Below are 19,927 nucleotides of genomic sequence, written 5' to 3' on the forward strand. Positions count from 1 at the left end.
CATGTCGCCGCGGCGCGGCTCCACCGGCTGGCCAGTCTCGCCGGATCACCGATAGCAATGGCGTGCGCACGGGCGGGGGACCGGCGTTTCCTCATTCGTTCTCGCCGGCAGGTGGCCTTCTCCACATCGTGTCGGCCCGCGCACTGTTGTGGAGGATCGAGTCTTGTCCGACAAGCCCCCTCGCTTCCGGCTCGCGGCCGCGATCGTTTCGCTGGCCCTGCTGACCGGACTGATCGCGTTCGGCAGTCCGCCGACGCCGGCCGCGGCCGTACCGGGTAATCCCGGTACGCCCGGCGAGCCAACCGTCCTCTACGAAGAGGACTTCGAAAACTCCGCCGACGCTACGAACACGTTGCTCAGCGACTACGAGTCGGCCACCGGCATCGCGTACTCTGCCGACCCCTACTGGGCCAGCCGTGCCAACTGCAACGGTTTCATCATCGACCGGACCAGCCCTCGCCTCGAGGGCGACTGCGGCACTGGCGCGAGTGCCGTGGGTTCCTACAACGCCGTGACCGCAGTCGTCGACGCGCTCGGTCAGCACCAGGGCGCGACCGGCCTCAACACTGCGGTCGCCTCCTACACCGCGGGCGATGGAGCGAACAATGCGGTGCAGTTCCGCACCGACGACGCGATCCAGCTGGCGGCCAACGGGCGGTTCGTGACGTTCTCGGTCGACGCCGGTGCCATGAACTGCTTCGCCACCCACCCGCAGCTCCGGTTCTACCTGGACGGCGGCGACGGCGAACAGCCGCTGTCGGGCGCCGCGATCGATCCGTGCACGGACCCGCGGGCCGTCGATATCACCGGTACGTCGCAGAACGGATCCGCCGCCGCGACCCGGGTCGGCACCTTTCCGGGCGACCGTGCGGTGCTGCTCACCGGCGGTGAGTTCGACATCGTGCTGCGCAACGAGAACGGCAATGGTCGCGGCAACGACGGTGCGTACGACAACATCCGCGTGCTCGACGTGACGCCGCAGCTGGACAAGTCCTTCGGCCCGGAGACCGTGCTGGTCGACGGCCGGTCCACGCTGACCTTCACGGTCACCAACACCAGCGAGTTGGGTGCCAAGAACGGCTGGTCCTTCACGGACAACCTGCCCGAGGGCCTGGTGGCCGCCGAGCCGACGGCCATCGGCGGCACCTGTGCAGCGGACACGACCATCGGCGACGACGGCGCCTCGGTCTCGGTCGCCAACGGCGTCCTCGCCGCCGGCACCGAGTCCTGCACGATCACGGTCGCAGTCACCTCCGACACCGCCGGGACGTACGAGAACTGCGCCGAGAACATCTCCGACCAGGCCGGTATCGACCTGCCGGCCTGCGCCTCGGTGACCTTCGAGACTCAGCAAGACTTCCAGTGCGCGCCGCAGGGGATCCTGTTCCAGTACCCCGGCAACGTGCCGCCCACCCAGGTGATCGGGATCGACGTCGTGACCGGTGCTGCGAGCACGCTCGGCTCCATCGAGAATCGCAGGATCAACGCGATCGCCTACAACGTGCTGGACGACTACATCTACGGCCTGGATCTGCACAACACCACCATCGTGCGCGTCGGCGGCGATGCGAGCGCCGTCCCGATCGGTTGGCCGGAAGGCCTCCCTCACCTCGTCGTCGGTGACATTGACGAGGCAGGCCGCTACTGGGTCACGGACGACCTGAACTGGCACGTGGTTGACCTCGCTCCGGGCTCCAGCAGCTACGGAACCGTCGTCGACCAGGGCCAGGCACCGACACCGGCCGGCCTCGCAAGCATGGGAGCTGACTGGGCCTACGTCCCGGGCACCGACGCGCTCTGGAGTATCGGCATCGAGGGTTCGAACGCCGTACTGGTCAAGTTCGATCGGGCGACCCGGCAGAAGTCCGTGGCAGCCAACCTCGGCGTCCTCGGCGGCAACACCTTCGGCGCCGTCTATGCGGACCCGAACGGCTTCCTGTACGGCTCCGACAACGTCACCGGCCAGATCTTCCGGGTCGATGTCGCGGCCGGCACGGCGCAGAAGTTCTCCGACGGTCCGTCCTCCGGCACCAACGACGGCGCTCGCTGCGCCGAGGCGCCGATCCCGATCGACTTCGGTGACGCCCCGGACAGCTACGGCACCACGCTGGCCGATGACGGTCCGCGCCACTCGATCCCCGGGATCGACGTCCAGTCCGACACCGCGCCGCTGATGCTCGGCTCCAAGATCGACATCGACGTGGACGGGGTTCCCTCGGACGCCGCCGACGCCGACGACACCGCCGAGGTCGCCGACGAGGACGGGGTGACCAAGCCGGTGCAGCTGTCCCAGACCGGCCCGACCACGGTGTCGGTGACCGCGACCAACACCAGGGACGTGGCGGCCACCTTGGCCGGCTGGATCGACCTCGACGGGAACGGCACGTTCGACGCGAGCGAACTGGTCACCGCGACCGTGCCGGCCGGCAGCGGCACCGCAACGTACCCGCTGGAGTTCGGCGAGTTCACCGGAGAAGGCACCACGTATGCGCGGTTCCGGTTGTACGGGAGCACGGGCGCCACGCCGTCCCCGACCGGACCGGCCGGTGCCGGTGAGGTCGAGGACTACGTCGTAGAGGACCGCGAGCTGACGATCGAGAAGAACTCGACCGCCACCGAGGCGACCCGGATCGGCGACACGGTGAAGTACTCCGTGACCGTGTCCAACACGGGCACGGCGGCGTTCACCGAGGACGCTCCGGCGATCATCGCGGACGACCTGTCCGGGGTGCTCGACGACGCGACCTACAACGGTGACGTCGACGCGACGTCCGGCGAGGCCACCGTCGACGGGAACCTGCTCCGGTGGCGCGGTGCGATCGAGCCGGGCGGCACGGTCACGATCACCTACACGGTGACGACCACCGGTGCCGGCGACGCCGAGTTGATCAACGTCGCATTCCAGCCCGAGTGCGATCCGGCGGCCGAGGACTGCGAGCCGGTCACGCCGCCGCCGGCGGAGTGTGACGAGAACGGCAAGGACCCGAAGACCGGCCTGCCCTGCGACAGCACAAAAGTGGAGCTGCCGAGGCTGACGGTCGAGAAGGCCGCCGACACCACGGCGATCCCCGAGGTCGGCCAGACCGTGACCTACACAGTCAAGGCGACCAACGACGGCAAGGGCGCGTTCACGGCAGCGGATCCGGCGGTCGTGATCGACGACCTGTCCGGTGTGCTGGACGACGCGACCGTCGATCCGGCGACGCTCCAGGCCGACCGCGATCCGGCGGCCGCGTACGCCGAGCCGCGGATCACCTGGACCGGCGCGCTGGCGCCGGGCGAGACGGTGACGATCACCTACCAGGTGACCTACACCGGCGCCGGTGATCACAAGTTGATCAACGTCGCGTTCCAGCCGGAGGACCCGGACAACCCGGAGCCGCCGGCCTGTGACCCGGCCGACGAGAACGGGCTGGACCCGGAGACCGGGCAGCCCTGCTTCAAGCACCAGATCCCGGCCGCCGGGCTGACCGTCGAGAAGTCGGTCGATCCGGCCGACGGTTCGGTGGTGAATGCGGGCCAGGAGGTCACCTACACGATCACGTTCGGCAACGACGGCGAGACCGACGCCGCGGTGAACGAGTGGATCGACGACCTGTCCGACGTGCTGGACGATGCCGAGTTGATCACCGGTCCGACCTCGTCCGGCGACGCGCTGAGCGTCTCGGAGGTGGCCGACGGCCGGTTCACGGTGAACGGTTCGGTGGCGGTCGGCGAGACCGTGACCGTGACCTACACGGTCAAGGTGCTGCCGGACGGCGAGCGGGGCAACAACGCCCTCGGCAACGTGGTGGGCAAGGACCCGTCGCCGGGCCCGTGCGAGGAGAACGATCCGCTCTGCACGAGCAACCCGATTCCGCACCTGGTCGACAGCAAGAGCGTCGCTCCGGAGACGGGCAGCACGGTCGATCCGGGTCAGCAGTTGACCTACACGCTGACCTTCGGCAATGACGGTACGGGAGCCGGGCAGGTCGACCGGGTCGACGACCTCGGCCACCTGCTGGACGACGCCGACGTGACCGGCCAACCGACCTCGTCGGACCCGGCGCTGAGCGTTTCCATGATCGAGAACGGACGGTTCGCGATCACCGGTGAGCTGGAGCCGGGCCAGACCGTCACGGTGACCTACACGGTCACGGTGCGCGGGCTGGATGATCTTGGTGACGGCGTGCTCGCCAACTTCCTGCTCGATCCGGATGAGGACACCCCGGACGAGCCGGTCTGCGAGGGCGAGGACTGCACGGCCAACCCGATCGCCCGGCTCCGGGTGAGCAAGTCGGCCGACCCGTCCTCGGGTGCGCAGGTCGAGGAGGGGCAGCGGATCACGTACACGCTGACCTTCGAGAACGAGGGCTCCGGCGACGCCGACATCGATCACACCGACCACCTGGCCGGCGTGCTCGACGACGCGGACGTGATCACGTCGGCGAAGGCGTCCGACCCGGCGCTGACCGTACTCGACGCCGATGATCAGTACACGGTCCAGGGCACCCTGGCGGCCGGGCAGACGGTCACCGTCTCCTACGTCGTCGAGGTGCGGGCCGCCGATGATCAAGGTGACGGGCAGCTGGCGAACTTCCTGACCGAGACCGGCCAGGAGCCGCCCGCCGAGTGCAACGACGGCGACCCGTCCTGCACGACGCACGAGACCGAGCCGCCCGGCCCGGAACTGCCGGACACCGGTGCCCCGAGCACCCTGTTCGCGCTGCTCTCCGGTCTGGTCCTGCTCGCCGTCGGCGGCGTGACCGTCGCCCGGTCGAGGAGGAACAAGCGCTGATCGTGATCAGCTGAGTTGATCAACCCGGCCCGGTGCTGTTTCCCCAGCACCGGGCCGGGTTCTCCTTTTCGCGTGGATCAGGAGTCGAGCAGCCGCCGGGCGTGATCATGGACGGCGGTACGGACCTCGGGCGGGTCGATGATCTCGAAGGCCCAGGGGATCCGGACCACGACGTCGACGAGCGGCCCCAGCTCGTTGGCGGCGAAGCGGACCTCGCAGGCCGTGTCATCCACAGCCTCCACCACCCCTTGGCTCGGCGGGATGATCTTGACCACGGTCGCGGCCGGCGCGTGCACCCGGAGCCGGGCGACGAGATCCCAGGGCGCGATGCCGGTCCCCTCGGCGACCAGCGCGACCGGGTCCGGCGGATCGTCGAACCGGTAGCGGGTGCCGGTCAGCTCGGGCTGCGTGATCCGGTCCACCCGGTACGTCCGCCAGGCCTGCCGGTCCCGGTCGCGGGCGACGAGGTACCAGCGCCGGCCGGTGTGGACGATCTGCAGCGGTTCGACGCTCCGCTCGGCCTCGGAGCCGTCGTGGGTGCGGTAGCGGAACCGGAGTCCCTCGACGTGCCGGCAGCCCGCGGCGAGCGTCACCAGCACGCCGCCGTCGACGACCGGCAGCTCGCCCTGGGGCAACTGGGTGGTGTGGGCGCTGATCGCGTCGACCTGCTCCCGAAGCCGTACCGGCAGGACCTGGTGCAGCTTCGCCAGCGCCGAGATCGCCGCCTCCTCGACCCCCGACACCGTCGTCGTGGTCGCCACCCGGAGCCCGACGGCGATCGCCACCCCCTCGGCGTCCTCGAGCAGCAGCGGCGGCAGCCGGCCGCCGGGCCCGAGCCGATAGCCGCCGCCGATCCCGGCCTCGGCCTGGATCGGATAGCCCAGCGAGCGCAGCCGCGCGACGTCGCGCCGCACCGTCCGGGGCGTGATCTCGAGCCGGCCCGCCAGCTCGGCGCCGTCCCACTGCGGACGCGCGTGGAGCAGGGACAGCAGGCGGAGCAGCCGGGTCGCGGTATCCATCTCGCGCCCAGTTTCCCAGAACTCGAGGACCGACCCTGTCCGCAGGTCGTCCTACCGTGAAGTCCATGACGACGCTCTCGCAGAACCTTCTCGAACTGTCCGACTTCGCCTGGCAACGGCTGCGGCAGCGCGTCGCCGGGCTGACCGACGACGAGTACTTCTGGGAACCGTTCGACGGCTGCTGGACGATCCACAAGTCCGGCGCCGGCTTCGTCGCCGATGCGAGCCGGATCCCGCCGGCGCCGGCGCCGTTCACCACGCTGGCCTGGCGGATCACGCACCTGGTCGACATCCTGCAGGCCGAGCGCACCGCCACCTGGTTCGGTCAGCCGGCCACGGACGACCCGCCGCCGGTGCCGGGCTCCGCCGCCGACGCGCTCGCTGCCCTGGACCACGCGTACGAGGTCTGGCGGAGCCGGCTCGCCGCGCTGAGCCAGGAGGACCTGGACCGGCCGATGGGCGAGATCGCCGGGCCCTATGCCGAGAGCGACGGCACCTCGTTCGCCCTGCACATCCTCGACGAACTGATCCACCACGGCGCCGAGGTCGGCACGGTCCGCGACTTCTATCGCGGGCTGCGTGCCGAGGACCCGTTCCCGGCGGCGCTCGAGGGCAGGATCACCCCGGCCGAGCGGCCGGCGCTGCTGGCCGAAGCCGCGGCCGCGCAACGCTGGGACCTGATCCCGAAGCTCGCCGAGCTGGGGTTCGCCGTCGACGAGCGGACGGCGGGCGGCATGACCGCGGCCCACCTCGCCGCCGGTACGGGAGCACTCGACACCCTGCGGTTCCTGGTCGAGCGCGGCGCCGATCTGTCGATCAAGGACACCCAGTTCGACGCCGACGTCCGCGGCTGGGCCGCCTGGTTCCGGCAGCCGGAGATCATCCGGTATCTCGAGACGCTCAGGTGATGATCAACCAGCTGATGCCGGCGCAGCCGGCGGCCCAGCCGAAGCTGACCAGCGTGCCGATGATGAACCGTTCGGCGGTGCCTGAGGTGGCGCCGGCCTTCAGTTCCGGATAGCGGGCGAGCCCCTTGATCGCCAAGATCAGCGCGACGCCCTCCGGCCAGGTGAGCAGCGAGGCCATGATCCCGATCCGTTCCAGGACACCGATCCAGGCGCCACCGCGCAGCATCTCGCGCTGGATCCGGGCACCCGAAGGCCCGACCTGCAGCGTCGGAGCGGTGGCTCGGGCGAGGCTGAGCACGATCGTCGTGACGGTGCCGCCGGTGATCACCGTCGAGACGGCCGCGGCGCCGACGCCGAGCCAGTTGATCACCGGGCCGGCCGGCGGCGTGGCCGAGGCGACGATCGCGACCCCGAGCTGGGCCAGTCCGATCACGGCGAGGATGATCACCGCGCGGGGCGGTCCGGTCAGCAGGTGTGGCGGCCGGGGTTGCGCGCGCTGCCGCCAGATCAGGCCGGCGACGATCGACACGGCGGTCCAGCCGAGCAGGCCGAGCAGCAGCGGCGTCATGATCAACTCTCCTCCGCGGTGGACCGTTCGGCGCGTTCCAGCATCCTGGCCACCACCGGCACCGTATCCCGCTCGACCGCCCAGCCGGCGGCGCGCAGCCGTTGGCCGACGGCCTGCCGAGTGATGCCCAGTTGCTCGGCCGCCTGCTGCATGGTCGCGTCGCCGGTCATCGCGTCCATCGCCTGCCAGCCCTGGTCCGAGCGCCGGCTGCGGACGGCGGCGAGCAGATGCAGCACGACGTCGGCGTCCGCGGCCTCCTGCTCGCCGGGTGCCGTCGCCATCACCCGGAGCCGGTCGGGATCCTGCTTGGCCGCCTCGACCGCCGCGCGCGCGACCGGGAACGCGGGCCCGCGGGCCTCGCGCGAGGTCGCCGGCAGCGGCGTCTCGACCGGCCCGATGCCGAGCCCGACGTACCAGTCGCCTTCCCGCATGAGGTCAAGCATCACCTGGACCACCGACAACGGCCGGTCGAGGACGCCCTGGAACTCGTCGCCGACGGTCCGGGTGAACGGGAGCACCGTGTCTACCGTGTCTACACTCAGACGCCTCAGCGTCGGCTCGACCCGGTCCGGGCCGGTCCGGGACGAGACCTGGTCCACGGTGAGAACGTACGGCACAAGGGAAAGGTTAGTTCCTTTCTTCGAGTTGAAGCAAGTCTAGAGCCTTTCAAGGATGGTGGTGGTGGCGGTCCTGGCGGTGACCCGGCGGCAGGCGCTGGCGTACCGGTTCGCGGCCCAGCGGCTCACCGTACGACTGCCGAAGCGGGAGTACGTCAACGCAGCGCGCTTCGGGCTGCAGGACTCGGCACCGCGGGACGCCCTGGTCGCACTGCATGCGCGGGTCGAGGCGTGCGAGCCCGAGGCGTGGCAGGCGCCCGGGCTGATCCAGACCTACAGTCCGCGAGCCGCCGTGTTCGTGCTGCCCGAGCAGGATTTCGGGGTGTTCACGATCGGCCGGCTGCCGTTCGACCAAGATCAGCGGGCGGCCCTCGAGGCGGACGCCGAGCAGATCTGCCGCGACCTCGCCGGGACCGAGCGACGGGGCGGTCTCAACGGACTCCGGTCGGCCTGCTGGACCGGCCGGATCGCGCTCCGCTGGACCACCAGCGCGCTGTACGCCAGGGAGGTCGAACGCCCCGAGATCGACGAGGCCGACGCCCGGGCCGAGCTGTGCCGCCGGCACCTGACCGGCTTCGGGCCGACCACTCCGGCCGCGTACGCCTGGTGGTCCGGGATGTCACCCGGCGATGCTCGCCGGGTCTGGCGACAGCTCAAGCCCGAATTGGTGGAGGTGGACCTGGACGGGCACCGGGCCTGGATCCTGGCCGGCGACGAGCCGGACCTGCGCCGGCCGCCCGACCCGCCGCCGGCCCGGTTCCTGGCCGCACCCGACCTGCGCCTGCTCGGGCAGGACCGGACCGGCCTGTTCTGCGGACCCGGACAGCGGCGCTGGACCGACCTGCACGACACGTTCCACCCGAACGGGCTGCTGGTCGGCGACGAACTCGTCGGCGCCTGGGGCCGGCGCGGCGGCCGGATCGTGGTCCGGGTCGCGGGCCCGCTGCCCGAGCCGGTCCGCGCCGACGTCGAGGCCGAGGCACTCGCGATGCCGATCCCCGGCGCGACCATGTCGATCAGCTACACCGAGGTGCCATGATCAACTCGATTCCGATCACCGACGCCGGCGACCTGCGGCTGGCCGACTACGTCGCCCTGCGCGAGGTCAACCTGCGCAAGTCGCTGGAGTCCGCGGAGGGGCTGTTCATCGCGGAGGGGGAGAAGGTGATCCGGCGCGCGGTCGAGGCCGGCTACCGGCCGCGATCCTTCCTGCTCGCCGAACGCTGGCTCGCCTCCCTGCGCGACGTGCTGGTTCGCTGTCCCGACACCCCGGTCTACCTGGCCACCGAGGAGGTCACCGAACAGGTCACCGGCTTCCACGTCCACCGCGGTGCCCTGGCCTCGCTGCACCGGCAGCCGCCGCGGCCGGTCGAGGACGTGCTCGGCCGCCGGCGGCCGCGACGATCACGGATCGCCGTGCTGGAGAACCTGGTGGACCATGCCAACGTCGGCAGTGCCTTCCGGAACGCAGCAGCCCTCGGCGTCGACGCCGTCCTCGTGACGCCGTCCTGTGCCGACCCGCTCTACCGCCGCGCCATCAAGACCAGCATGGGGAACGTCTTCAACGTGCCCTGGACGCGCACGCCACCGATGCCGGACCTGCTCGACCTGCTCAGAGCGCACGGCTACACGACGGTCGCCCTCACGCTCGCGGACGACTCGATCACCCTCGACGAACTGGCCGAGCGGGATCTGCCGGCCCTGGCGCTGATCTTCGGGACCGAGGGCGCCGGCGTCGATCCGCGTACAGCGAGGGACGTGGACCTTCGGGTCAGGATCCCGATGGCCGCCGGTGTCGACTCGCTGAATGTCGCGGCGGCGACAGCGGTGGTCTTCTACGTGACGCGGTAGCGCCGCCGCCCGAGCAGCGTCGCCCGGAGCCGTTCGGATCCTGGCCAACAACGCACTCGTGCAGGCCTGCAGGTGCCCAGGCTCGCCATCACCGCGGCCAACTTCTTCGACACCGGCTCGGTGGCCGGAACCTCGATCGGGAAGGCCGGGCTCCCCGTACCTGCCGACGATCATCGTCGCCGATACGCCGTACGTGATCAAGCACGCCGGGGGCCGGACGACCGTCCGTGTCGATCAACGGACCAACGGCGCGGCGTGGAACGAGCTCGGCGTCTTCGACTTCGAGGCCGGCAGCTACTACGTCGAGGTCAACAACGACAACGCGGTCGCGGAAGGCTACGTGATCGCCGACGCCGTGAAGCTGTCGCCGGCCGGGGCTGCGCCCTGCTCGGTGATCATGCAGCAGCGTGCCGGCGAGCTGAAGGTGGCGGTGGCCGATCCGACGCACGAGTCCGCATCGGTTACGGTGAACCTGAACCAGCCCGGCTACCGGTCCTACGTCGCCGACGACACGATCACGGTCCACCAGCTCCAGCCCAAGATCAGCTTCTCGGTGAACACCCGGGGCGCCGCCGGGGTGAGTCGCACCGTCACGTTCCGTCGCGCGTAAGGAGAGCGGAGGCTTGACCGACAGCCAGGCCCGGATCGATGCCCGTTACGGCTACTCACTCCACGATCTGCTGGCGGTCGAAGCGCCCGCTGCACCGGGCGACTTCGCGGAGTTCTGGACCGCGCGGTACCGGGCCGCCCGGGCCGTCGACCCGGTCGCCCGGATGCGGGCCAGCGGGGACACCGGCCCGGCCGGCACGCGGCTGTGGGACATCGAGTTCACCTCGACCGACGGCCTGCGGCTGGGCGGCTGGCTCAGCCTGCCCGCCGACGGGCAGGTCGAGCGCGGGCTCGTGGTCGGCCATGGTTACGGGGGCCGGGCGGCGCCGGAGGCGGAAGTCCCGGTGGAGCGGGCAGCGGTGCTGTTCCTGACCGCGCGCGGCCTGCCGGTCCGCGGCGAGCAGCCGGGCCTCCCGACCCGGGGCGGGACGCACGTGCTGCACGGCATCGATCACCGCGATCGCTATGTTCACGGCGGTTGCGTGGCCGACACCTGGTGTGCCGTCAGCGCGTTGGTTCAGCTGGTACCGGAGGCGGCGGCGCGGATCGACTACTTGGGCGGCAGCTTCGGTGGCGGCATCGGCGCGCTCGCCCTGCCGTGGGACGACCGGATCCATGCGGCCTGTCTGGTGGTGCCGAGCTTCGGGAATCACCCGTTGCGGGTGACGCTTCCGTGCACCGGCAGCGGCGAGTCGGTCCGGCTGTATGCGCTCGACCATCCCGAAGTGCTGGAGGTCCTGCGCTACTTCGACGCCGCCGCCGCGGCCGGCTTCATCACGATCCCCACCCACGTCGGGTTGGCCCTCGCCGATCCGGCCGTACCGCCGCCCGGCCAGTTCGCCGTCCACAACGGGTTGGCCGGAGTCCGGGAACGGTTCCTGCTGACGGCGGGGCACCTGGAGTATCCGGGTCGGGAAGCGGAGGGCCGGGCGCTGCTGGCGGACCAGCGCAGGTTCCTTTCACGATCATGGGGAGCGGCCTCGTGAACGCAACCCGCCCGAACGTGCTGGTGATCATGACCGACCAGCAGTCGGCGACCGCGCTGAGTTGCGCCGGCAACGCCGACCTGGCCACGCCGGCGATCGACTCGCTGGCTCGGACCGGGGTGCGGTTCGAGCACGCGTACTGCACCAGCCCGTTGTGTGCGCCGTCGCGGGCGTCCATGATCACCGGACTGATGCCGTCCGCCCTCGGCGTGAACGACAACATCGCGCTCGTGCCGGAGTCCTTCCCGGCCGACACGCTCGGCCGGATCTTCGCCGCTGCCGGCTACGAATGTGCCTACGCCGGGAAGTGGCACGTCCCCGGGGTCGCCCACGAGGGTGGCCGGCCGGGGCCGGCTGGCCGGGCGACGAGCGGATTCGACGAGATCTTCTCCGGTACGCACGACGGGCTGGCGCAGGCGTGCAGCACCTACCTGACGGCCGCCGAGCGGAGGGACGCACCGTTCCTGCTCGTCGCGTCCTTCAACGAGCCACATGGAATCTGTGAATGGGCTCGGGGCCAGCGGCCCCCTTCGGGCGAGCTGCCCGATCCCGACTGGCGTGAGCTTCCGCTGCTGCCACCCAACTTCGCCGCGGGTTCGGAGGAGCCCGAGGCGCTGCGCCAGGTCCAGCAGTTCGCCTGGATGGTGCACCCGACCCAGCAGTGGGACGAGGAGCGCTGGCGCCGCTATCGCTACGCCTATCACCGGCTGTGCGAACGGGTCGATGCGGAGATCGCGACGTTGCTGGCCGGCCTGGACGCCGCCGGGCTCCGCGACAACACCTTGATCATCTTCACGTCGGACCACGGCGACATGCAGGGTGCCCACCAGTGGAACCAGAAGAAGGTTCTGTATCAGGAGGCGGCCGGTGTGCCGTTCATCGTCGTTCCGCCCGGAGGGTCGGCCGCAGGCCGGACCAGTACGGAACTCGTCTCGGTCGGGCTGGACCTGCTGCCCACGTTGTGCGACTACGCCGGGATCGAGCCGGCCGGGAACCGGGCCGGGCGGAGCGTCCGGCCGCTGCTGGAGTCGGGCCACGCGACTCGGCCGCAGTGGCGGGAGCACATCGTCGTCGAGACGGAGTGGACCTTTCCTGGCCTGATGCCGCCGCCCGTTATGTCGACCCTGCTCGGCCGCCTGGTCCGGACCGAGCGGTACGCCTACCTCTGTCATTCCTGGGGACTGCACCGGGAGCAGCTGTTCGATCTTGGCCAGGACCCGGGGCAACTGATCAATCTGGCCACCAGCGGCCGCCATCAGCCGATCCTCGATGATCACCGCCGCCGGCTCCGGGAACACTGTGCCGTCGGCGACGACCGCTTCGCGCGGCATGTTCCCGAAGTCGGGGTGCCACCGCGATGAGGCCGGCGTCGTCCGAACTCGGGGAGCTCCTGTACGAGAACCCGCTGGCCGGCGCCCGGGACCTGGCCGACTTCCGGATGGAGGGACCGGGAGTGATCAGCTTCCCGCGGGGCCGGCTCCGCCTGGAGAGCACGGCCGATCCGGGTGCGGGACAGGCGGCGAATCTCGTCCTCTGGTGCCCGGAGACCTTCCCGTCCGACGTGGCCGTCTCCTGGGACTTCTTCCCGCTCCACGAACCCGGCCTGTGCATCCTGTTCTTCGCCGCCCGCGGCCGCGGCGGTGAGGACGTCCTCGATCCGGCTCTCGCCGAGCGCAACGGACCGTACGAGCAGTATCACCACGGCGACATCGACGCCTATCACGTGTCCTACTTCCGGCGGCGGTTCCCCGAGGAGCCGCGCTTCCACACCTGCAACCTGCGCAAGAGCCATGGCTTCCACCTGGTGGCCCAAGGGGCTGATCCGATTCCGTCGGTGATCGAGGCCGAGCCGCCGTACCGCATGATGATCGTCAAGTGCGGGGCCGGATCGAGTTCTCGATCGACGGGCTGGTGTCATTGCGGTGGACCGACGACGGCACCGTCGGCGGCCCGCCCCTGACCGGCGGCAAGATCGGCTTCCGCCAGATGGCCCCCTTGATCGCCGAGTACGCGAATCTCGAGGTGCTGCGGGCGGTGCCGGTCCCCGATTCATGAGCGGCGCGGGTGGCCGGCAGCTCGGATCGCCGGCCAAGATCATCAGCCTGGCGGCGAGGTTGCGTGAGGTACGTCCTCGTACCGCTCCTGCAGGCGAGCCAGCTCCCGTTCGAGTTCGGCCCTGATCTCGGCGGCCGCCGGGTCGTCGGCGATGTTGGTGAGCTCGTTCGGGTCGGCGACGAGGTCGTACAGCTCCCAGGCGGGCGGGAACACCCGGTCGGAGGATCCGTCGGTGCCGAGGCCATCGGCGTAGAAGTAGATCAGCTTGTGTGTTGCGGTGCGGACGCCGTAGTGGGCCCAGGCGTGGTGGTTCGGGTCGTCGTGCTCCCAGTAGCGGTAGTACAGGGATCGCGGCCAGTCGTCCGGTCGCTCGCCCTCCAGCAGGGGGAGCGCGCTGCGGCCCTGGCCGGTCGGCAGCACGTCGCCCGGCTTCAGCCCACACGCATCGAGGAAGGTGGCCGCGAAGTCGACGTTGGTGATGATCTCGTCCACGGTCGTACCGGGGGAGATCCGGCCGGGCCAGCGGACCAGGAACGGCATCCGCAGCGATTCCTCGTAGATGAAGCGCTTGTCGTACCAACCATGATCACCGAGGAAGAAGCCCTGGTCGGAGGTGTAGACGACGATCGTGTTGTCGACGAGTCCGTGGTCGTCGAGGTAGTCGAGCACGCGCCCGACGTTGTCGTCGACGGACTGCACGGTCTGCAGGTATTCGCGCAGGTAGTGCTGGTAGAACCAGCGGGTCCGTTCCTCGCGGTTCTCCTCGCCGGCGAGCTCGGGCGGCATGGCGACGCGAAGATCATGATCCGGAAGATCATCGGCGATCTTCATCGTGGCGGCCCGCGCCGCGTCGCTTCGGGTCTCGTAGTCGTCGAACAGCGTCGCCGGTTCGGGGATGCTGCCGACCGGGTAGAGATCACGATGCTTCGGGTGCGGCTGCCAGGGCCGGTGTGGCGCCTTGTGGTGAATCATCAGACAGAACGGCTCGGCGCCGGACTGTTGATCAAGCCAGTCCAGGCTGAGATCCGTGACGATGTCGGTCGCGTAGCCGGGCACCCTGGTCGTCCCGTCAGCGGTGATCATCTCCGGGTCGAAGTACTCGCCCTGACCGGGAAAGACCTGCCAGGCATCGAAATCCTCCGGCCGGGGCAGATGCGGCTCCTGCTCGCCGAGATGCCACTTGCCGAACAGGGCGGTCCGGTAGCCCGACTCGCGCAGGGCCTGGGGGAAGTTGGGCACCCGGTAGTCGATCTGCGAGTAGATGCTCGTCACGCCGTTCACGTGGCTGTAGGTGCCGGACAGAATGGACGCCCGGGACGGGGAGCAGATCGCGTTCGTACAGAAGCAGGCATCGAGCCGGGCGCCGGCGGCGGCGAGCCGATCGAGGTGCGGCGTCTGGTTGACCTGACTCCCATAACAGCCGATGGCATGCGCTGCGTGATCGTCGGTGAGGATGAACACGATGTTGGGCCGCTCGCTTCGAGGGTGAGTCACGCCCGAGATCGTACTAGAGTTGCTTGTCGAAGAAGTCTAGATAACTGTGAGGTGCTGATGGCTGACGACCGGCCGATCCACGCGGCGATCACCGAACGCCTGCGCGCCGAACTCGGCGACTATGCCGACGGTGACCTCCTTCCTGGTGATCGCGAACTCGCCGAGCGGTTCGGGGTGAGCCGGATGACCGTACGCCAGGCCGTCGCGACGCTGGTCACCGAAGGCTTGATCATCCGCCGAAGGGGCAGCGGCACCTACGTCGCCAAACGGGCGGTGCACCGGCGGATGGCAAGGCTGTTGTCCTTCACCGAACACATGCATCGCCAGGGCCGGACTCCCTCGGCGCAGGTGATCGATCTCGGCGACCGGCTCGGCACCAGGGCCGAGAACGCCGATCTCGACCAGCCCGACGGCGCATCGGTGATCACGCTCCGCCGCGTGCTGTGCGGCGACGGAACCCCGATCGCGATCGAGGACGTGATCCTCCCGCAGGACTGCGGGGCGGTCCGCGACCGAGACCTCACCGGCTCCCTGCACGCGGCGCTCGCGGCGATCGGGCGCCGGCCGCGCAGCGCCCGCGGCACCATGATCGCCGAGCCGGCCGAACCTCGCATCGCCAAGCTCCTCGACATCGCCATCGGATCGGCGCTGATGGTGCAACGGCTGCGGATCCTCGACGGTGAGGACCGCCCGGTACAACTCGTGATCGTCCGCTACGTCGGAGAGCGCATCGTCTTCGACATCGATCAGGAACGGCCGGCGGAAGACCTGGCGGCCCGCATCGATCCACCGTACGAGTTCAGCTCACTGGTCGTGACCTGACCGCGCCGCGGGCGTGAACAAGGTGGCCAGGTAGTCGTCCAGCATCGACTGCGCGACCTCGGCGGTGTAGACGTCGAGCAGCACGTAGTTGGTCAGGCCCTCGGCGAGGCAGATCAGCAGCCCCGCCTCGGTCTCCGGGTTGCGATCGGCCGCGAGATCGCCGTCCTCGGCCGCCCGGCGCAGTTGATCGGCGAACAGGGCCGCGAGCGGCGTCGTGGCGTCCTTGGTGATGGCGCGCAGTTGATCATCGTGGACGGCGCGGGACAGATAGGCCAGGTGGACCAGCAGCCCGGCGCGGCTCTCCCGGTCCAGCGGCAGCATCTCCTGCAACGAGGTACGGATGATCCGGTAGGGCGTGGCCCGGCCGCCGAGGTCCTGGAGCCGCTGCCGGACCCGGGCGCCGGCCCGTTCGCCGTTCTGGGTCAGCGCGACCAGCAGCAGTTCCTCCTTGCCGGAGAAATAGTGTTGCAGCTGACCCAGCGAGACGCCCGCCTCCTTGGCGATCTCGCGCATGCCGACCCCGTCCAGGCCGCGCGTCTCGGCGAGCCGCCAGAGCGCGTCGACGAGCTTGCGCCGCCGCTGCTCGTGGTCGACGCGATGCTGCATCGTGACCTCCTGGACTCAAGTCGAGTGTATTGCTACAGTAGCGAGTCAATACAGTTGACTTGCTAAGGGGTCGAGATGACGGGAAGCCTGACGGCCGAGGAGCGCGGGCCGAGGGTCGATGCTCCGGGCGGCCGGGCGCCGGCGCCGGACCTGGCGCGCGGCCTGATGCTGCTGGTGATCGCGCTGGCCCACGCACCGCTGTTCACCGTCGTGGCTCGAGCTCCAGGTGGGGCCGACGCGGTCACCGAGGTGCTGCACCTGCTGTTCGTCAACAACCACGCGCGATCGATGTTCGCCTTCCTGTTCGGGTATGCGCTGGTCCAGCTCGCCGATCGTCGGCCGCCGGCCGAGAGCGACGCGGAGGTGCGCGGGCTGATCCGGCGCCGTGGTGGCTGGCTGATCATGATCGGCTTCCTGCACGTCGCGCTGCTCGCCCCGGTCGACATCCTTGCCGGGTACGGCCTCGTCGCCGTGCTGTTCGCCGGGCTGCTCCGGGCCCGGGACGCGACCTTGCTGCGGGTGGCGGCCGGGACGGCCGTGCCGGCGGTCGGGCTGGCCGGAGTTCTTCTGTGGTACCCGTTGTCCCAGGGCGTCTCGTCGTACGCGCTGAACGGGTTCGATCCTGGCGCCCGCGATCCGTGGGCGCTGTTGATCGAGCGGGTGCTGGGCTGGCCGGCCGGACTGGTGATCGGTGTCGTGCTGGTGCTGCCCGCGGTGATCTTGGGAATCTGGGCCGCCCGCCGCCGGCTGCTGGAGCAGCCCGAACGGCACCGGCGGCTGCTGCTCGGGATCGGTGTGGGCAGCACGCTGGTGGCGCTGGCCGGAGCCGTGCCGGCGATCTTGATCCAGACCGGCTCCTGGCCGGAGCCGACCGTTGCCGGTGTCGCCCTGGCGACGTTTCTGCAGCCGCTGACCGGCTTCGTGGGCGGGATCGGCGTGATCGGCTTCATCGCCGTGGCCGCGTCGGGCCAACGGCGACCGGGACTCCTCGCCACGGCGCTGCAGGCGCTGGGGCGGCGCTCGCTGACGTTCTACCTGGTCCAGTCGGTGATCTTCGTCGCGGTCTGCTACCCGTACGGGCTCGGACTGGGGGACCGGCTCGGGATCACCGGAGCGTCGATCCTGGCGGTGATCATCTGGCTCGCGTCGCTGCTGGCCGCCGACCTGATGCGCCGACTCGGGCACCGCGGTCCGGCCGAGATCCTGCTCCGCCGACTGGTCTCGCTGGGTGGACGTCGGGCGTCCGAAACAGGTCAGTAACGAAGCCGCGGGGCAGCGGGGACGCGCTGTTACGATCACCGGAACGGCGTTGGCGCGGGAAGGTGTCGGGATGAGCAACGGTGCAGACGGAGGGCGTTCGGATTCGGCCTTGGTGGAGGACCCCGGGTTGCCGCCGGTCGCCGTCGATGATCAGGTACGGGAAGCGGAGGAGCGCCGCTGGACCCCGCGGCGGATCATCGTCTGGACCTTGATCGCGATCCTCGGCGGCCTCGGCTGGACCATGATCGCGATCGTCCGCGGCGAGACCGTGAACGCGATCTGGTTCGTCTTCGCCGCCGTGTGCACGTACTTCATCGCGCACCGCTTCTACGCCAAGTTCATCGAGCGCAAGCTGCTCAAGCCGGACGATCGGCGGGCCACCCCGGCCGAATACAAGGCCAACGGCCGCGACTTCATGCCGATGGACCGCCGGGTCCTGTACGGGCACCACTTCGCCGCCATCGCCGGCGCCGGTCCGCTGGTCGGGCCGGTGCTCGCCGCGCAGATGGGCTATCTGCCCGGCACGCTGTGGATCGTCGTCGGCGTGATCCTGGCCGGCGCCGTGCAGGACTACCTGGTGCTGTTCTTCTCGATGCGGCGCGGCGGCCGCTCGCTCGGCCAGATGGCGCGCGACGAGCTCGGCGTGATCGGCGGCATCGCGGCCCTGATCGGCACGCTGGTGATCATGGTGATCATCCTGGCCGTGCTGGCGCTGGTGGTGGTCAACGCGCTCGGCGAGAGCTCGTGGGGCGTCTTCAGCATCCTGATGACCATCCCGATCGCTCTCTTCATGGGCGTCTACCTGCGCTGGATCAGGCCGGGCAAGATCACCGAGATCTCGCTGATCGGGTTCGTGCTGCTGCTGTTCGCGATCATCGCCGGCGGCTGGGTGTCCAACACCGACTGGGGCCAGGCGATCTTCCACCTGGACCGGCCGACGATCGCCTGGGGCATCATCATCTACGGCTTCGTCGCCGCCGTACTCCCGGTCTGGCTGCTGCTGGCGCCGCGGGACTACCTGTCCACGTTCATGAAGATCGGCACGATCGTCATGCTGGCGGTCGCGATCATCCTGGTCCGGCCCGAGATCAGCGTGCCCGCGTTCAGCGAGTTCGCCGGCCGGGACAACGGGCCGGTCTGGACCGGCGCCCTGTTCCCGTTCCTCTTCATCACCATCGCCTGCGGAGCCCTGTCCGGCTTCCACGCCCTGATCTCGTCCGGGACCACCCCGAAGTTGATCGAGAAGGAGCGGCAGACCCGGTTCATCGGCTACGGCGGCATGCTGATGGAGTCGTTCGTCGCGATCATGGCGCTGCTCGCGGCGATCTCGATCGACCGCGGCATCTACTTCGCGATGAACTCCTCCGCCGCCGTCACCCAGGGCACCGTCGAGGGCGCGGCGGCGTTCGTCAACTCACTCGGCCTGGCCGGGGTCAACGTCACCCCGGAACTGCTCGCCGAGACGGCCCGGAACGTGGGCGAGGAGTCGATCGTCTCCAGAACCGGCGGCGCACCGACCCTGGCGCTCGGGCTGTCCCACATCATGCAGCAGTTCATCGGCGGCACGTCCCTGATGGGCTTCTGGTACCACTTCGCGATCATGTTCGAGGCGCTGTTCATCCTGACCGCGGTGGACGCCGGCACCCGGGTGTCCCGGTTCATGCTGCAGGACGCGCTGGGCAACGTCTGGGGCAGGTTCAAGGACACCAACTGGCGGATCGGCGCCTGGGTCTGTACGGCGATCATGGTCGCCGGCTGGGGCTCGATCCTGCTGATGGGGGTCACCGATCCGCTCGGCGGCATCAACACGCTGTTCCCGTTGTTCGGCATCGCCAACCAGCTGCTGGCCGCGATCGCGCTGGCGGTCTGCCTGTCCATCGTGGCCCGGCAACGCGGCGCCGGCCGGTTCCTCTGGATCGTCGCCGTACCGCTGGCGTTCACCGCGGTGGTGACGATCACGGCCTCGATGCAGAAGATCTTCTCCCCGGTGCCGGCGGTCGGCTACTGGGCGCAGCACAGCGCGTTCCGGGCGGCGCTGGAGCGGGGCGAGACCAGCTTCGGCACGGCCAGGACCCGCGAGGCGATGGAGGCCGTAGTCCGCAACACGTTCGTCCAGGGCACGCTGTCGATCATCTTCGTCACGCTCGCGATCATCGTGATCGCCATCGCGATCGCCCGGACCATCGCCCTGCTCCGCGCCGGCGGCGGCCCGAGCACCGAACTGCCGGCCCAGCCGGCCGGCCGCTACGCCCCGGCCAGCCTGTTCGCCAGCAAGCCGGAACGCGACCTGATGAAGCAGTGGGCGGCGCTGCCGGCAGAGAAGCAGCCCAGCGGGGTCGGTCACTGATGGCGCCT

General features: G+C 70.0%; 15 protein-coding genes and 1 pseudogene. 11 read left to right on the forward strand and 5 right to left on the reverse strand.

The annotated features are described in order from the left end of the window. The first annotated feature begins 163 nt into the window (after positions 1-163). Complete coding sequence (locus tag BKA15_RS27225; RefSeq protein WP_179756283.1) at positions 164-4,777, forward strand: DUF7927 domain-containing protein; 4,614 nt, start codon at positions 164-166, stop codon at positions 4,775-4,777. A gap of 77 nt (positions 4,778-4,854) precedes the next feature. Here the strand turns inward: BKA15_RS27225 and BKA15_RS27230 are convergent, their stop codons facing one another. Then, positions 4,855-5,796: a helix-turn-helix transcriptional regulator gene (locus tag BKA15_RS27230; protein ID WP_179756285.1), complete on the reverse strand. Its 942-nt coding sequence runs from the start codon at positions 5,794-5,796 to the stop codon at positions 4,855-4,857. A 65-nt stretch (positions 5,797-5,861) separates the two neighbouring features. Between BKA15_RS27230 and BKA15_RS27235 the strand changes: the two genes are divergently transcribed. Then, positions 5,862-6,704: a DinB family protein gene (locus tag BKA15_RS27235; RefSeq protein WP_179756287.1), complete on the forward strand. Its 843-nt coding sequence runs from the start codon at positions 5,862-5,864 to the stop codon at positions 6,702-6,704. On the opposite strand, the gene BKA15_RS27240 is transcribed toward BKA15_RS27235, so the two are convergent. Then, a complete protein-coding gene (locus BKA15_RS27240) occupies positions 6,697-7,278 on the reverse strand; it encodes a hypothetical protein (protein ID WP_218871598.1) in 582 nt (193 codons plus the stop codon). The genes BKA15_RS27235 and BKA15_RS27240 overlap by 8 nt on opposite strands. Next, the gene (locus tag BKA15_RS27245) at positions 7,275-7,889 is read right to left on the reverse strand and encodes a SatD family protein (RefSeq protein WP_179756289.1); all 615 of its coding nucleotides are present in this window, start codon (positions 7,887-7,889) and stop codon (positions 7,275-7,277) included. Before BKA15_RS27245 ends, BKA15_RS27240 begins: the two co-directional genes overlap by 4 nt. Before the next feature lie 55 nt (positions 7,890-7,944). On the opposite strand from BKA15_RS27245, the gene BKA15_RS27250 reads away from it, so the two are divergent. The 6 genes and pseudogenes from BKA15_RS27250 (at position 7,945) to BKA15_RS27275 (ending at position 13,390) form a co-directional block, all read left to right on the forward strand. Next, positions 7,945-8,928 carry a DNA glycosylase AlkZ-like family protein gene (locus BKA15_RS27250; RefSeq protein WP_179756291.1) on the forward strand — a complete coding sequence of 328 codons (984 nt, stop codon included), beginning with the start codon at positions 7,945-7,947 and terminating at the stop codon, positions 8,926-8,928. Further along, positions 8,925-9,740, forward strand: coding sequence for a TrmH family RNA methyltransferase (locus BKA15_RS27255; protein WP_179756292.1), 816 nt, complete (start codon positions 8,925-8,927; stop codon positions 9,738-9,740). The genes BKA15_RS27250 and BKA15_RS27255 overlap by 4 nt, the downstream gene beginning before the upstream one ends. A 58-nt stretch (positions 9,741-9,798) precedes the next feature. Further along, complete coding sequence (locus tag BKA15_RS37040; protein ID WP_446685532.1) at positions 9,799-10,350, forward strand: golvesin C-terminal-like domain-containing protein; 552 nt, start codon at positions 9,799-9,801, stop codon at positions 10,348-10,350. 13 nt (positions 10,351-10,363) lie between these two features. Then, positions 10,364-11,335 carry an acetylxylan esterase gene (locus tag BKA15_RS27265; RefSeq protein ID WP_179756296.1) on the forward strand — a complete coding sequence of 324 codons (972 nt, stop codon included), beginning with the start codon at positions 10,364-10,366 and terminating at the stop codon, positions 11,333-11,335. Then, positions 11,332-12,696 (forward strand): sulfatase family protein, encoded by a 1,365-nt coding sequence (locus BKA15_RS27270; protein WP_179756298.1) that lies wholly within the window; start codon positions 11,332-11,334, stop codon positions 12,694-12,696. The genes BKA15_RS27265 and BKA15_RS27270 overlap by 4 nt, the downstream gene beginning before the upstream one ends. Before the next feature lie 77 nt (positions 12,697-12,773). Next, positions 12,774-13,390: pseudogene (locus tag BKA15_RS27275) on the forward strand (DUF1961 family protein). 42 nt (positions 13,391-13,432) lie between these two features. Here the strand turns inward: BKA15_RS27275 and BKA15_RS35915 are convergent. Further along, the gene (locus BKA15_RS35915; RefSeq protein ID WP_179756300.1) at positions 13,433-14,884 is read right to left on the reverse strand and encodes a sulfatase family protein; all 1,452 of its coding nucleotides are present in this window, start codon (positions 14,882-14,884) and stop codon (positions 13,433-13,435) included. Here BKA15_RS35915 and BKA15_RS27285 point away from each other — a divergent pair. Beyond that, positions 14,876-15,706: a GntR family transcriptional regulator gene (locus tag BKA15_RS27285; RefSeq protein ID WP_179756302.1), complete on the forward strand. Its 831-nt coding sequence runs from the start codon at positions 14,876-14,878 to the stop codon at positions 15,704-15,706. The two genes, BKA15_RS35915 and BKA15_RS27285, sit on opposite strands and share 9 nt — an antisense overlap. Here BKA15_RS27285 and BKA15_RS27290 read toward each other — a convergent pair. After that, entirely contained in the window at positions 15,689-16,312 is a 624-nt protein-coding gene (locus BKA15_RS27290; protein ID WP_179756304.1) for a TetR/AcrR family transcriptional regulator, read from the reverse strand. The genes BKA15_RS27285 and BKA15_RS27290 overlap by 18 nt on opposite strands. A 75-nt stretch (positions 16,313-16,387) precedes the next feature. Here BKA15_RS27290 and BKA15_RS27295 point away from each other — a divergent pair, with 75 nt between their 5' ends. Together BKA15_RS27295 and BKA15_RS27300 are read left to right on the forward strand one after the other, a co-directional pair. Continuing rightward, on the forward strand, positions 16,388-17,572 hold the full coding sequence (locus tag BKA15_RS27295) for a DUF418 domain-containing protein (protein ID WP_179756306.1): 1,185 nt from the start codon (positions 16,388-16,390) through the stop codon (positions 17,570-17,572). A gap of 70 nt (positions 17,573-17,642) precedes the next feature. Beyond that, on the forward strand, positions 17,643-19,919 hold the full coding sequence (locus BKA15_RS27300; RefSeq protein ID WP_179756308.1) for a carbon starvation CstA family protein: 2,277 nt from the start codon (positions 17,643-17,645) through the stop codon (positions 19,917-19,919). Positions 19,920-19,927 lie beyond the last annotated feature (8 nt).

The organism is Microlunatus parietis, assembly GCF_013407955.1.
GTDB lineage: Bacteria > Actinomycetota > Actinomycetes > Propionibacteriales > Propionibacteriaceae > Microlunatus > Microlunatus parietis.